The 14,418-nt window shown below is 54.3% G+C and carries 11 protein-coding genes; 4 read left to right on the top strand and 7 right to left on the bottom strand.

The window, feature by feature from the left end:
* Positions 1-13: 13 nt before the first annotated feature.
* From C5Y83_RS12410 to arfB, 3 genes are all read right to left on the bottom strand, one after another.
* Positions 14-1,312, bottom strand: a complete 1,299-nt coding sequence (locus C5Y83_RS12410) for a Gfo/Idh/MocA family oxidoreductase (protein ID WP_105330059.1) — start codon at positions 1,310-1,312, stop codon at positions 14-16.
* A 205-nt stretch (positions 1,313-1,517) separates the two neighbouring features.
* A complete protein-coding gene (locus tag C5Y83_RS12405) occupies positions 1,518-2,264 on the bottom strand; it encodes a UvrB/UvrC motif-containing protein (RefSeq protein ID WP_105330058.1) in 747 nt (248 codons plus the stop codon).
* Positions 2,265-2,381: 117 nt separating this feature from the next.
* Positions 2,382-2,819, bottom strand: a complete 438-nt coding sequence (gene arfB, locus C5Y83_RS12400) for an alternative ribosome rescue aminoacyl-tRNA hydrolase ArfB (RefSeq protein ID WP_105330057.1) — start codon at positions 2,817-2,819, stop codon at positions 2,382-2,384.
* A gap of 124 nt (positions 2,820-2,943) precedes the next feature.
* Between arfB and C5Y83_RS12395 the strand changes: the two genes are divergently transcribed.
* On the top strand, positions 2,944-4,287 hold the full coding sequence (locus tag C5Y83_RS12395; RefSeq protein ID WP_105330056.1) for a PQQ-binding-like beta-propeller repeat protein: 1,344 nt from the start codon (positions 2,944-2,946) through the stop codon (positions 4,285-4,287).
* 80 nt (positions 4,288-4,367) lie between these two features.
* On the opposite strand, the gene C5Y83_RS12390 is transcribed toward C5Y83_RS12395, so the two are convergent.
* Both C5Y83_RS12390 and C5Y83_RS12385 read right to left on the bottom strand, forming a co-directional pair.
* Positions 4,368-5,171: a sugar phosphate isomerase/epimerase family protein gene (locus C5Y83_RS12390; RefSeq protein WP_105330055.1), complete on the bottom strand. Its 804-nt coding sequence runs from the start codon at positions 5,169-5,171 to the stop codon at positions 4,368-4,370.
* A 284-nt stretch (positions 5,172-5,455) separates the two neighbouring features.
* Positions 5,456-6,346, bottom strand: coding sequence for a hypothetical protein (locus C5Y83_RS12385; protein ID WP_105330054.1), 891 nt, complete (start codon positions 6,344-6,346; stop codon positions 5,456-5,458).
* A 305-nt stretch (positions 6,347-6,651) separates the two neighbouring features.
* Between C5Y83_RS12385 and C5Y83_RS12380 the strand changes: the two genes are divergently transcribed.
* A complete protein-coding gene (locus C5Y83_RS12380; RefSeq protein WP_105330053.1) occupies positions 6,652-7,491 on the top strand; it encodes a hypothetical protein in 840 nt (279 codons plus the stop codon).
* Positions 7,492-7,599: 108 nt separating this feature from the next.
* Here the strand turns inward: C5Y83_RS12380 and C5Y83_RS12375 are convergent, their stop codons facing one another.
* Both C5Y83_RS12375 and C5Y83_RS12370 read right to left on the bottom strand, forming a co-directional pair.
* A complete protein-coding gene (locus C5Y83_RS12375; protein ID WP_233207201.1) occupies positions 7,600-10,902 on the bottom strand; it encodes an aminotransferase class I/II-fold pyridoxal phosphate-dependent enzyme in 3,303 nt (1,100 codons plus the stop codon).
* 280 nt (positions 10,903-11,182) lie between these two features.
* Positions 11,183-11,410: a hypothetical protein gene (locus tag C5Y83_RS12370; RefSeq protein WP_105330052.1), complete on the bottom strand. Its 228-nt coding sequence runs from the start codon at positions 11,408-11,410 to the stop codon at positions 11,183-11,185.
* A gap of 341 nt (positions 11,411-11,751) precedes the next feature.
* Between C5Y83_RS12370 and C5Y83_RS12365 the strand changes: the two genes are divergently transcribed.
* Both C5Y83_RS12365 and C5Y83_RS12360 read left to right on the top strand, forming a co-directional pair.
* Positions 11,752-13,320, top strand: a complete 1,569-nt coding sequence (locus C5Y83_RS12365) for an alkaline phosphatase D family protein (protein WP_105330051.1) — start codon at positions 11,752-11,754, stop codon at positions 13,318-13,320.
* A gap of 113 nt (positions 13,321-13,433) precedes the next feature.
* On the top strand, positions 13,434-14,333 hold the full coding sequence (locus C5Y83_RS12360; protein WP_105330050.1) for an endonuclease/exonuclease/phosphatase family protein: 900 nt from the start codon (positions 13,434-13,436) through the stop codon (positions 14,331-14,333).
* Positions 14,334-14,418: the final 85 nt, after the last annotated feature.

The raw sequence follows: 14,418 nt of genomic DNA, 5'->3' as shown, positions 1-14,418 counted from the left end.
ATCGCTCGTACGATTAGACCAACTTGGTTTGGCCAGGAACGGCGATTGGAGTCGGGATTTCGACTGGACCCCAAGCGTAGCTCTTCGGAGTCAGGTCTTCCTGGCTATTCCAAGCTTCGTCCCAAGTGATCTTCTTACCGGTGTAAGTCGCCATGCGGCCCATGATGGCCATCATGGTGCTCTTGGTCATGTAATCACCATTGTTGATGATGTCACCCGAACGCATACCGGCGTAGAGCGCCTTGTGTTCCAGGTCGTACATGTCGCCGCCTGGACCGTCGTACTTCCAGTTGTTCATCCCTTCGACAACACCGGCGAGGATCTTGGCGTTACCCTTGGTCCCCATGACGAAGTCTTCGGTTTGGTTGAAGCAGCCAGCCATCTGACGGGTGTAGTGGAACACCTTCTGACCGGTTTCATATTCGTACATGACGGCGTGGTGATCGAAGATGTTACCGTATTCTTCACCGGTACGAACTTCGCGACCACCCAGGCCGTAGGCAGCTGCCGGCGGCTGATCGTCCATGCACCACAAAGCCTTATCGAGGCTGTGAATGGCTTGTTCGGCGATGTGATCGCCCGACAGCCAGGTGAAGTACAACCAGTTGCGGATCTGGTATTCCATTTCGGTCCAATCAGGCTTACGACCTCGGTGCCAGAGGGTGCCGGCGAGGTAGTTTTCCTGAATCGAAACGATATCGCCGATCGCACCCGACTTGATCTGTTCGACGGTTGCTTGAACCGACGGATGGTATCGCCAGCACAGACCGCTCACGATGCTCAGATTCTTCTGCTTGGCCTTGTTGCAGGTTTCCAGAACTTTGCGGCAACCAGGCGCGTCGATCGCGACAGGCTTTTCACAGAAGACATGCTTGCCAGCTTCGATGGCGGCTTCCAAGTGAGCCGGACGGAAGTGAGGCGTTGTGCAAAGCAGAACGACGTCGACGTCGGTTGCCATGACATCTTTGTAAGCATCAAAACCGCTGAAGCAGTTTTCATCGGACACTTCAAAGCGATCGCCCAACTGGCGGCTGAGAATTCGCTTCGATGCCTGGACCTTGTCAGGGAAGATGTCGGCCAAAACGGTGATTTTGAGGTTCTCGTCACCCTTCGTCGCATTGACCGCGGCACCGTTACCTCGTCCACCACAACCGATCAGAGCAACCTTCAAGGTGTCGCTACCAGCGGCGTGGGCACTTTGCGAAAGTGTCAGACTGCCGACGGCAGCGGCAGTACCCAACGCGGCGGAGCTTTTCAAAAAGCTGCGTCGCTCGATATTCGAGTTGGAGGCGGGAGTTGTCTTGTCAGACATGCTGTTTCCTTAAATCGATGTAGGCGGGATATACCGGGATATGTTCGGGGCAGACGAGGGTATGTTGTCGAATTGTAGCCAGTTTGAAAACCGATTGCAACAAAATCACACAATCGGGAGGTGTTAGGTAAGTTTTAAGTTTTTTGGAAGACAATCGCGAAGAAAGCAGCGCAGAAGAGTGGTTTGATTTTAGCTTTCAGGGGGGTTAACGCGGATCTTCCCGCTTTGAGATCCGATCGCGGAGCTTGGCCGCTTGTTCGTACCGTTCATTCGCGACGGCATCGGCTAGTTGCTCGTTCAACGTTTGGCCGACTTCGAACTGCTCACGAAGGGTTTCCCTAAGTTCGATTAAACGGACGTGAAGTTCGTCTTCATCGAAGTCGTTTTCTGGATCGTATTCTTGATGCACGGAGCGAAGTTGCTCGACACCCTGAGTCAATTCTTCGATCGCATGTTCCGGGGTGTGCTTTTCCAGCTCAATCAGCGCTTTCGCTTGAATGCGGTGGAACATTACAAACGGGCGAAAATGCTCGTGACTGTCGATCCATTCCTCGTCGGTTGAATGATCTCGACAGACGTCCATCAACGCCAACGTGTGATCGGCATCGCGGACTGCCTTTTCATATTCTCTGAGGGCCAGCCAACAAATGCGGCGGTGATAAAGCTGCACGAATTCCCGATCGATTTCCAGGCAATCGTCGTCGGTCAGCATGATCGAATCGTCGGCGATGTACTGAGCCTGAAGGTACTCAAGGTACGAATCGAAGTTAAATGGCTTCTCACCGTCGGGACGACCGGAGGTTTCCATTTGCAGCAATCCCATTTCGATCCGCATCTGCAGAACGTCCCGTCCGTCTGTAGCGGTAACGAGCCGGGCAGTGAGCCGACCAGGCTCGAACGTCCAGGAATTCAAGATTTGGTCGATGTCTTCGTGCTGGTCTTCGGAGGCCATAGATTCCATGCTAAGTAAAGCAATTCGCGTCGTCCAAACAGATTATAGGCCATCCGCGCTCCTGGGAAAGGTCGGCCAATCTTGGTCCGTCCTCCCTGTAGAGGGGGTGTTGGGAGCCTAATCGTCGCGAGAGATATTTTTAGACGCTCGACGCTGGCTTTTTCGCTCACTTCGCTGGCGTTTTTTCTCGGCATTGCGCCGAACCGAGCCAAGCGATGGCTTCGTCGGAACGCGGACTTTGGGACGTTTAGCCGAGATGGTCAGCATCTGCTTCAGCTTCGCCAAGCAGGCTTCCATGTTACTACGCTGGTCTCGGCTCTCTTCGCTGCTGATGACCACGCAGCCCTCTTTGTTGATTCTGGCCCCCCAATGCTTCTCGAATCGCTGCTTGATGGCTGGTCCGATCGCTTCCGTTTGGCGCACATCCCATTTCAAGATGGCCTTCGTATTCGTCTTGTTGACGTGCTGGCCGCCTGGGCCGCCAGAGCGGGCATACGAGAATTGCAGCTCGCTCCAGGGGATGTGAATCGAATTGTTGATGGTGAATGAAGACATAAAGGAAATCGATCGGTTGGCGATTAAGGACGCGGTTTTGGAGCGAACGATCGGGTTAGCTATACTGCCAGGATAAAACGAAACCTCGCCTAGCACTACCTACCGCAATCCTCAGGACTATTTCATGCCGACTTGGGTTCACTCACTCGGACTCGTGATCACCACGATTTTCACGCTGTTTATCACGGACTCTCCCAGTGCGGCGGAAGATTGGCCGACCTTTCTTGGTCCGCGGCATAACAGCACCTCCAGTGAAACTGGCTTGCTAAAGCAATGGCCCCAGCGAGGCCCGAAAGAATTGTGGCAACGAAAGCTGGGAACGGGCTATGGGATTGGTTCGATCAGCGAAGGGAAGTTTTATCAGTTCGATCGTTATGGCGACGTTAATCGCTTAGTGGTGCTGGATGCAAAAACGGGGGACGAACTGTGGACGTACGAGTATCCCACGCAGTACGACGATTACTTGGGCTACAACAATGGTCCGCGCTGTAGTCCGATTATCGACGGAGATCGCGTTTATCTATACGGCGCTGAGGGAGAACTGCACTGCGTGAGCATTCCCGAGAAGAAGCTTCTTTGGAAACGAAATCTATCGCAGGAATACATGGTCGTGCCGAACTTTTTTGGCATTGGCAGCACGCCGGTCATTTTCGAAGACAAATTGTTGGTCATGGTCGGCGGTAGTCCGGAGGAGTTCAAAGGGCTGGGCCCATACGACATCGCTCGCGTTGACGGCAATGGTAGCGGCGTCGTAGCGCTCGACAAATTGACGGGCAAAGAGATCTACAAAATCTCCGATGAGCTCGCCAGCTATGCCAGCTTAACTTTGGCGGAGATTGATGGACGTCCCTGGTGCTTCGCCTTCCTGCGAGGCGGCTTACTCGGATTCGACCCACGCGACGGCAAGATCGATTTCCATTATCCATGGCGAGCCAAGAAACTGGAAAGCGTGAATGCCAGCACGCCCGTGATCGTCGGCGACGAAGTCTTCATCTCCGAGTGTTATGCCGTTGGCAGTACGTTGTTGAAAGTGAAGCCAGGCGGGTACGAAGTCGTTTGGAAGGACGAACTGCGAAGCCGCGATCATGCGATGGAGACCCACTGGAACACGGCCGTCTACCAAGATGGTTATTTGTACGGCAGCAGTGGTCGTCATCCTCACGAAGCAGAGCTACGCTGCATTCAGTGGAAGACCGGCAAAGTGATGTGGTCGGTACCTGGCTTAGCACGCTGCTCGTTGCTGGCGGCCGACGGTCACTTGATCTGCTTAAGCGAATATGGCTCGCTCATGTTGATTCAGACCGACCCCAAGCAATATCGGCTGGTTTCCAAAGTCACTCTCCAAGACGATGATGGCCGCGATCTCCTGAAACCGCCCGCCTGGGCCGCGCCGATCCTTTCGGATGGACGTCTTTACGTGCGTGGCGAGGATCGTCTGGTCTGTCTGGAAGTTGCCGCCAAACGCTAGCAGCCTGTTGGATTTCTCAGATCGGCTACGTCATTGAGATTGGGGCGATTGCGCTGTAGCGAGGTAGGAAGTGCTGACGCTCAGCACTTCATCGCTTGCAGATAACCCATGCTGTGCGAGAGCATTTCGTCGTATTCCAACTTCTGCACGTCACGTCCCATGAGTTCGATATCGAACGGTCCATGATAGCCAAGTTGTACGAGCTTGGTGATCGTTTCGTTGAGCGCTAGATGGCCATTGCCCAGTAAGCAGCGATTCGGTTCCTCGAGCGGTTCGCAGCCGCGGTCGCCAACTTGCACCAAGGCCAGGTATGGAATCAACAGATGAAGGTTATCAAGGACATCGGCCTGATCGCCGAACTCGTAAAGGTCGAGCACCAGCTTGAAGCGAGGAGAATCGATCAAGTCGATCAGCTGCAACGCGTCGGTCATGCGGCGGATGAGGGTCCAATCGCAACCGTATTTGTGACGAATCGGTTTGATGGCCAGCGTCACGTCGTGCGCTTCGGCGTACGGAATCAGCTCGTCCAGTGCACCAGAGAACAAACGCTGAGCATGCTTGCTGATATGGCCACCGCGGGCACCGCTGTAAACGATCAAGCAGCCGGCATGAAGTTCATGGGCAAGATCCACCGCATGACGGGCGTCTTCGAGGGCGTCCTTGAAGTTGCGACCATCGCTGCCAGTGAATCCGCCAGCCCAACTAAGGGCAGAGACTTCGAGACCGAGCTCTTCGAGGAGGATTGCTCCTTTGGCCTCGCCATAATCATGAATCTTGTCTCGCCAGACATGAATTGCCGAGAGGCCCGCTTCGCGGTATCGAAAGCAGTCTTGCTCAAACGACCAGCGAAGTGTGGTCATTTGATTCATCGAGAACTTGGCCATCCGTGCGACACTCGTCAGATTAGATTCGACTCGAAGCTACCGCGTGTCCCCGAGCGGCAGCACAAAAGTGATGCCAAGTATAGGAAGCAAGTACGTTTTGTAAACGGCTTGACGAACGAGTTTTCGCTCTTCATTTTGCGAGATTCGCGTTCGCTCGGGACTGTGACGTTCTACGGCGTGCTAGCGTAATCGTTGGGCACAAAAAAAGACGCGAGGTCTTCTCCGATTTCGGCAGACCGCACGTCGTAATTGCTTGTTGGAAGCGAGAAATACTCGGCGATGGATTAGTCGAGGTCCCACGCGTCAAGGTACTCGACCGACTTGAGTTCCATGCCAAAGTCATCGAGCAATCGCTTGTGCATATCTTCCAGATGGCCGGCTCCATAGAAAACGGCAATCTTCTCTTTGCCGTTCTTGATCTCGCGACCCATGACCTCGAACGCCTTGGCGTTTCGCTGGCTGATGATGGTCGATCCGTTCTTCCCTTCAATCGCCCGCATCTGGCTGTCCATATCTGAGATTTGCGAGGCGAACACGCGGCGAAGCTTCTTCGCGCGATCGGACGAGAACAACGCCATCATGATTGCGGCATCGGTCGAGCCACCCTTGGATTGTTGAACGAGGCCCTGACCCATGGCTCGGGCAAACATTCCCAGGATGCTATCGCCTCGCTCTTCCATATCCTTAGCGAACTCTTCGGGTGACATATCGGCGTGGATAAAGTTCTCGGGGGAGTAGTCGACCTTCTCTAGCTGGAATTCAAGTTCCAGCATGTCTTTCATCCCGTTTTGCAAACCGCTGACCGGGCTACTATGCCCTGCCCCGCCTGCTGGAACCCGTGTCCCTTCAGGCGCGACCAATTCGTACATCACGGCGTCGTAGGCTTTGAATCGCTTGTTCAATTCTTTGTAGTACGAATCTTCTCCGACGTGGACCGCGCCGATCAGATCGACCTTCAGCTTGCTACCATCTTTGGCCTGGTAGTGGGCAATTGCCGTCTGCAGGGCGGCTGGCTGACCGGAGTCGTTCTTTTTAACGCGAACGAATTCTGGTCCGTTGCTCTTCTCGGCTGCTTCGGTTTGACTTCCCGACGCTAGCAGCATCGAAAGGACCAGCATCCACAAACGGCGATCACAGAGAGGACGGAGGGCAAGCAGGAAGGAACGGGCGGACATATCGGAAAATCCTCGGCAATTGCTAGCGAAACAGGACGTTACTATCCTACCCGAAATATACGCGGAACGACTGAAGAGGGGCAAATGAATTCGGTTTGGGAAGAGATTCCGGCAGTTTAGGCGGGGTTGGAGGGCTAGGATGTTGAGATTTGCCGATTAGAACGAATTTTCGGCAGAGTTTGCCAAACTGGTTCAATTCGTACTCCCAGACATTCCGATACAAACGGCAACGCAGGAACTTTCGCCATCGCTAAGGTGGCGTCGTCCATACCATTACCGTGGAAGTCACAAGGTAGAAGTGGACCATGTTGAGTAATCGTAAAGCACTGTGGACTCTGGTGATCGTGGCCAATTTGGCGGCTGCTTCCAGCGTGCAGGCACAGTACGACACCGTGTACCCCGCCGCCATGCAGCCGTTTACGGATGTGAATCTGGAAAACTATGATTTCCAGTGGTTCGCACCCCCCATCACCGAACAGTACGGTCAAGACACCATTGATCCGAACACCGGGATATTCTTCGAGTATCACCGATTGTTCATGAATGTCAGCCGTGGGCACAACGTTGAAGGCGGCTTCAACGGCGATGCCACCTACGGCAACCGCGTCGACTTCGGTTTCATGACCGAAGAGGATAGCGGATGGTTGTTTAGCGGATGGCGGCTCGATGGCCCCGCTTACGACTTGGTGAACCGAGGCGACCTGAACAGCTTCGAAGGAAACCGCACCTGGCGTCTACCCCAGTTCTATGAAGGATTCTGGATGGAGCCAATGGTCGGTCTGCGATTCACGCAGTTCAACGACAAGACCAACCCATTCATCTTCATGCAGAACAATATGCTGCTTGGACAGGTGGGTACCCGAGTCTTCTCGCACCGAGGTCAATGGACCTTGAAGAGCGAACTGCGAGCCTTCGCCGGTAACAACTGGGTGTACCGCGGCGACATCGGCGACTACTCGAACGCCGTGATCGGTGGTGAGTTCGCCCTGGGTGCTGCCTATCACCTGACCCGCGAGATCTCGATCGACGTATCGTGGAACACGTTGTACTTCGGTAAGGGTGTTGGTCGCGACCCGATCGCCATCTTCGACAGCCAGGAAATGGCGGTCACCGGCGTCGCGTTTGGTGTTACCTTAAACCGATAGCCCCTGCGAATTCCACGGAATGAAAATAAAAAGCCTCGTCATGATCGACGAGGCTTTTTTTATGCGCAGAACGAGTAATCATAAAAGGAGAAACACCGAACAATCTGCTTAGCCGGCGCTGGCGTGGTTTTCTCTTTGCAGCTTCGACCACAATGCGGCCAGCTTGTTGATCGTTTGACGGATCTGATCTTTCGTGTGATGAGCATTCACGAATAGTCGCAAACGAGCAGCCGACTCTTCGACCGCGGGATAAGTCAGCGGACGGGCGTTGACACCGTCGGCCAATAGCTTCTGTGCCAGGATCATGGTCATCATCGAATCGCCGACGATGATCGGCACAACCGGCGAAAGCTCGCTACCACCAATGTTCAAGCCCGCCTTCTTCGCCAGATCGCGAACGAGTTCCGAGTTCTGATGCAGCTTGGCGATCCATTCAGGATTCGCTTCAATCAACTTGAGTGCTGCCAAAGCGGCTGCTGTCGATGAAGGGGACAAACCGGCACTGTAAACAAAACCGGATGCGGTGTGTTTCAAGTAATCGATCAAGTCGTGACTACCAGCGACGAATCCGCCACTGGATCCCAAAGCTTTGCTGAGGGTACCGATCCAGATATCGATTTCGCTGGGATCAATTCCAAAATGTTCGTGCACGCCGCGGCCAGTCTTGCCGATGGTACCCAACGAGTGGGCTTCGTTGACCATCAGCCATGTCTTATGGCGATTGCGGATCTCGACCAACTCGGGCAGAGGACACATGTCCCCTTCCATGCCGTACACACCTTCGGCGACGATCAGCACGCGACGATAGTCCTTACGGATGTCGTGCAGTATCTCGTCGAGTTCCCGCCAATCGTTATGCGGATAAGGGCGACGACGGGCTCCGGAAAGGTTGGCCCCAGTGATGATGCTGCTGTGCGCCATCGAGTCGTGCAGAATCAGGTCACCCGTTCGTAGCAGATGGCCAATCGTTGTTTCATTGGCGGCGTGACCACCTGACATCAGCATCGAACTTTCAACCCGCATGAACTTGGCGAGTTCGCTTTCCAGCTCACGATGTATTTCGCGTTCGCCCGAGATCAGCCTGCTTCCGCTCGTGCTGGTTCCCTGCTTGTGGATTGCTTCGATTGCCGCCTGTTTGACTTCAGCATGTTCAGCGAGGCCCAGATAGTTGTAGCCAGCAAAGTTGATGACTTCTTTGCCTTCGACCGACGCCGTGGCCGACGTGGGACCGTCAAGCACTTGGAAATAGGGATTGGGCAGCCCCAATTCTCCTAGTTGATCGGCCATTTGCCGAACCTGGCGATACTCAGGTAGCGCCGAGAAGCCGAACATTTCCTGAGGGATCTCGCTCGGCACCGTAGGACGCAAATCATCGGTGGCCAGGTAGATTTCGATCGAGTCGGCGACTTGGGCAACCGTACGCATCGAGGGAAGCACATCATCGGGGAAGCGTGCCCCGTACAAGTCTTCGATCGAAGCAATAATCTCCATTCGTTCCAGCGAATCGAGATCGAGTTCTAAGATGTCGGTTTCAGGTTCGATGTTGCGAGCGCGATCCCGAGCGATCTCGCGAATCTTATCGATCACCAACTGAACGGTTCGTTGGCGGACGATCGGATCGGAAACGGCCAAACCTTCGGCGTCCGCTCGGGCAGCTTCCAACTGAGCCCGGCGAAGTTTGACGCGTTGAATCTCTTCCGAGACTTGAACTTCGTCCCACGCGACCCAACGTTCGAGGACCGGCAGGGTGTGTGTCAGAAAGTGCTCTTTGCACGCGTGCCGTTGGATTTTTCCGCTGGAAGTCTTCGGGATCGAGCCGCGTCGAATCAACGCTACGCCATCGACTGAGATCTCTTGTTCGATCGCCACTTCACGACGAATTGCCGCGATGATATCGGTGAGCTCTTTGCGTTTGGCTCGTGGTGCCTCGGCGACAATGATCAAGCGTTCGCGATCGGCGACTTCCGCCATCACCGCTGCCGCCGTCATTCCTTCCATTAGGTCGTGACACTGCGTAACGGTTTGTTCAATGTCTTGCGGATAGCGATTGACGCCCCGCACGATGATCATGTCTTTCAAGCGACCGGTAATGAACAATTCGCCGTTGTTCATGAAGCCAAGGTCACCCGTACGAAGGAAAGGCCCTTCATTGGTGTCAGAAGTGTAAGCGTGGAAGATGGTCTCGGTCGCTTCGTCGTTTCGCCAGTAACCTTTGGCGATGCTCGGTCCGCAGACCCAAACTTCTCCTACTTCGTCCGGTTGCTTCCGTTCGAGCGTATCAGGATCGACAATCAAGATGCGTTGGTCGGGCAACGTGTTCCCACAGCCAACGATCACGCGGGCTCCGTCGTCGTCGGGATCGGCGTCGACGACTTGGTGTTGATCAAGTGAGTAACCGTCGACCGCTTGGATCACCGGCGGGCTTTTCTTCATGCCACCGGAAATAATCAGCGTAGCCTCAGCCATCCCATAACACGGATAGAACGCTTCTCGTCGGAATCCGCATGGCTCGAAAGTCTTGGCGAAGCGATCGAGCGTTTCGGGACGGACTGGTTCTGCACCGTTGAAGGCCAGTTCCCAACTGCTGAGATCTAACTTCTCGCGCTGTTCAGGCGTGATCTTCTGGCAGCAAAGTTCGTAAGCGAAGTTCGGGCCACCGCTGATATTGCACTGATATTTCGAGATCGCACGCAGCCAACGATACGGTTGCTGCAGGAACGCCATAGGGGACATCAACACGTTCGGCTGACCAATTTGCATCGGCTGAAGCACACCGCCGATCAGACCCATGTCGTGGTACATCGGCAGCCAGAAACAAGCTCGCACGCTGCGGGTATGTTCGAAGGCGTATGAAATGAGGGCTGAGTTGTGCATCATGTTGCCGTGCGACAACATCACCCCCTTGGGCGTTCCGGTCGAACCGGATGTGTACTGCAGGAAGGCCATCGTCTCGGCGGTGAGGCGTGGTTGATCCCACTTCTCCGATAGCTTTTCTTCGACTTGATCGATGCGGATCCAATCGATCGTCTTCAGGCCGGGCGTCTCTTCCAGCATGGGCACCATGCGTTCGTAAACGTCGGCAATGGTCAAAGCGACCTTGGCTTGGGCGTCGTCGGCGATGGCCTGGATACGGACCATGTTACGGTTACGACGCGGTGGGTAGGCCGGCACTGCAACCACGCCGGCGTATAAGCAGCCAAAGAACGCCGCGATGAAGTCGAGCCCAGGAGGGAACAGCAACAGCGCGCGTTCCCCTTCCATACCACGGGCTTGAAGCTCGGCTGCGATCGCCTGGCAGCGGCGATCGAGTTGCTCGTAGGTGAGCTTGATCTCTTCATCTTCCCCGTCGACCAGGAAGGTGAAAGCAACCTGCGACCCCAGATGCTCGGCACGATGACGCAAACGATCCACGATGTTCGTGGACGGAGGGGTGAACGAATTGAGCATCTCGGGAGTCACGAGCTTTTCAATCTCCAATTAAGCAAATCGCAATGAAATCATATGCGTCGGAAGAAGCAGATAGTTACCAGCTTTTCCGCAAACGTTGGGCGGTAATGTGGAAAATCGATGCATACCAACCGAAGCAACCACGCAATGTGCGTGTGTTAGCGATAGGGGACGAGTCAGTTGACGAGGATTCATAGGAATAACGTGCATGCGACCATCTCGCGGTGCGTCCCTGGATCGGACCCTACGCCCAGGTACGGCCGCAGCTTTTGAGAATCCGATTTTCATAATCCCCGATCAGACCCCCCACGATATCCCAGCCTTCAGGACGTCGGACTTCGATATCCCCCTGGCGATTAATGCGGACAATGGAATTCTCGGTAATGTGCGATTTCTGCAGATCTTCGGCAGTTAATTCGTCATCGTGCAGAGCGTCCATCAACTCTCTGCCTGTCATTTCGATGAACTGCATGGCTTGGAAACTTTCGGCTATGAACGAGCTTAAGTCAATTTCGGCCCAGTTTCGGGCAAACTGTCATGATAACCGAAACGTGCGTTTGGGGGAGTATCGCGCCCTAGGATAATTGAATTCGAAAAACAGGCCCAATGGGGGAGCGAAATCAGGTTGTTTCTGGGCTTTATGGGGGATGCGAACATCCTGTCCCAGGTTCGATTACCACTTTCTTGTGAAGTTATGGTTGAGATCGGCAAGTGAATCGCTCATCCTGATTGGCTCTGCTAGATGGAAGGGATAATCTGCTTGGATCGATTATTCCTTTGCAATGAAGCCTGCCTTCGGAGTCCTTCCTGAAAATGTTTCGTTCCTCAGCTGCCACGTTTCTGGCCGATCGGCGTCAATTTGTCTTGGGGGCAGGTTCGCTGGCCTTGCTTCCTTGGTTCGGTCAATGCTTGCAAGGCTCGGCGAAGAAGAACGCCTCGTTCTCAAACGATCCCTTCACTCTGGGTGTCGCCAGTGGCGATCCCCTGCCCGACGGTTTTGTGTTGTGGACACGTTTGGCACCAGAACCAATCGAAGGTGGTGGGATGCCCGCCGAGATCTTCGAGGTGACCTGGGAGCTCTCGGAAGACGAAAGCTTCAGCACGATCGCTAAGAGTGGTAAGACATTCGCCACACCGCAGTTGGGACATAGCGTGCATGTCGAAGTCCACGGACTTCCGGCCGACAAGTGGTACTTCTACCGCTTTCAATGTGGCGACGCAATCAGCCCGGTCGGTCGCGCACGTACCACACCCAAGTTCAATGCCGACAAGGATGAATTGCGGTTTGCGTTCGCTTCGTGTCAGCACTGGGAACAGGGCTACTTCACAGCGCTAGGACACATGGCCAAGGAAGAGCTCGATTTAGTACTTCACCTGGGCGATTACATCTACGAATATGCCCCGAAAGCTGATCGCGTTCGGCGGCATAACAGCCCTGAAATCGAATCGCTGGATGATTACCGAAATCGGTACGCGTTGTACCGAACCGATCCCGACCTACAAGCGGCCCATGCGCGATGTCCTTGGTTAGTCGTGTGGGACGATCACGAGTTCGACAACAACTGTGCTGGCGATATCTCGGAAGAAAAAGGAATCGATCCGGCTAATTTTCTGTTGCGACGTGCCAACGCCTATCAAGCCTATTACGAAATGATGCCGCTTCGCCGCCGCTGTATGCCCCAGGGCCCGCACATGAAGCTATATCGCCGCATTCCTTACGGTCAGCTGGCCAATTTCCAGATGCTGGACACCCGCCAGTATCGCACCGATCAGCCGAACGGCGACGGATTGAAGCCCTACAACGAATTGGAAGCAGATCGTTTCGCGACGCTGCTGGGCGACACCCAAGAACATTGGCTGATGCGAGACTTAATCGCTTCGCACAGCAACTGGAACATCCTCGGCCAGCAAGTCATGATGGCCCATGTCGATCGCCAGGAGGGTGAGGACGAAAAATTCAGCATGGATCAGTGGCCAGGCTATAGCCACTCGCGTAATCGCTTGCTCGAGTTCATGCGTGACCGCAAAGTTCCGAATCCGGTCGTGCTGACGGGCGACATTCATAAGAACTGGGTGAACGATTTGAAGGTCGATTTCCAGAACGAACAGGAAGCCCCGATGGGAACCGAGTTCGTCGCTACTTCGATCACGTCCGGTGGAAACGGCGGTCAGATGGAAGATGCGGAGAAGATCATTCAAAGCGAGAACCCATTCGTAAAGTTCTTTAACGGCGAACGTGGTTACGTTAGCTGCACCGTGACTCCTAAGGAGTGGCGCAGTGATTACCAAGTCGTCGAGTTTGTCGACAAGCCGGACGCACCGCTCGTGACGCGAGCTTCCTTTGTTGTTGAATCGGGGCAACCGGGCGCACACCGCCTGTAATTGCCTCAGCTGAAATATTGGCAACCGCGAGCGATGTCCGGGTTGCCAAGTAGGTTCCAGCAACTCACCCTCCCCCATCGGATTTTGAACATCGCAATTGAGAAAGTTAGATCATGCGAGCCGTTTTACTTTGTGCTTTGTCGCTGATTCTAGGATTGTCGACGGTGACCGTATTGTTCGGTGCTGGGCCTGAGACGAAGCCAAACGCTGACCTTACGGTAATGTCGTTCAACATCCGTTATGGTGCAGCCAACGACGGCGAAAATCATTGGAACAAGCGAAAGGAATTCGTCGCTGAGACGATCCAGGAAGTGTCGCCCGACCTGCTGGGACTTCAGGAATGTTTGCCATTCCAACGTGATTTCATTGCGAAGCATATGCCGGACTACGCCGTGCATGCTGCTGGTCGTGAAGATGGAAAAGAGCAAGGCGAAATGTGTGCGATCTTCTATCGGAAAGATCGATTTGAATTACTCGATAGCGGTCACTTTTGGCTAAGCGAATCGCCCGATGTTGCCGGTAGCAAGAGCTGGGACAGCAGCTTGCCACGCATGGCCAGCTGGGTTTTGTTGAAGGACAAAAAGTCGGAAAGCGAGAAGCCGATTATGTATACCAACACGCACTTCGATCACCGAGGGGAAGAAGCGCGTATCGAGTCAGCGAAGATGATACGCGAGACGATCCTGAACGGAATTGGATATAAAAAGTGCGATGCCATCGTGACCGGCGACTTCAACGCTGGTGAAGGTTCCAATCCATACGAAGCGATGTTTGCCGAAGTCGACGGCGAGAAGTCACCAGTTGTCGATACCTATCGGGCTTTCGTCCCAGAAAAGAAGGATGGCGAAGGTACCTTCTCTGGTTTCAAAGCGAATGGCACCCAAGGAGCACGAATCGATTGGATTGGTGTCTCCGCCGCTTGGAAAATCGAAGACGCTCAGATCTTGCACAACAGTCGAGACGGCCGCACCCCGTCGGATCACTTTCCGATCACGGCCAAGCTGACGCGCTAGAGAACAATCTTAACCACGATTAAATGCTTCGATTTCCATCCAGGGAATCGAAGCATTTTTTATCGGTGCCCATCCTTGTAATCCG

The organism is Blastopirellula marina (assembly GCF_002967765.1).
Taxonomy (GTDB): Bacteria; Planctomycetota; Planctomycetia; order Pirellulales; family Pirellulaceae; genus Bremerella; species Bremerella marina_A.
This window is presented reverse-complemented; position numbering and strand designations above follow the sequence as displayed.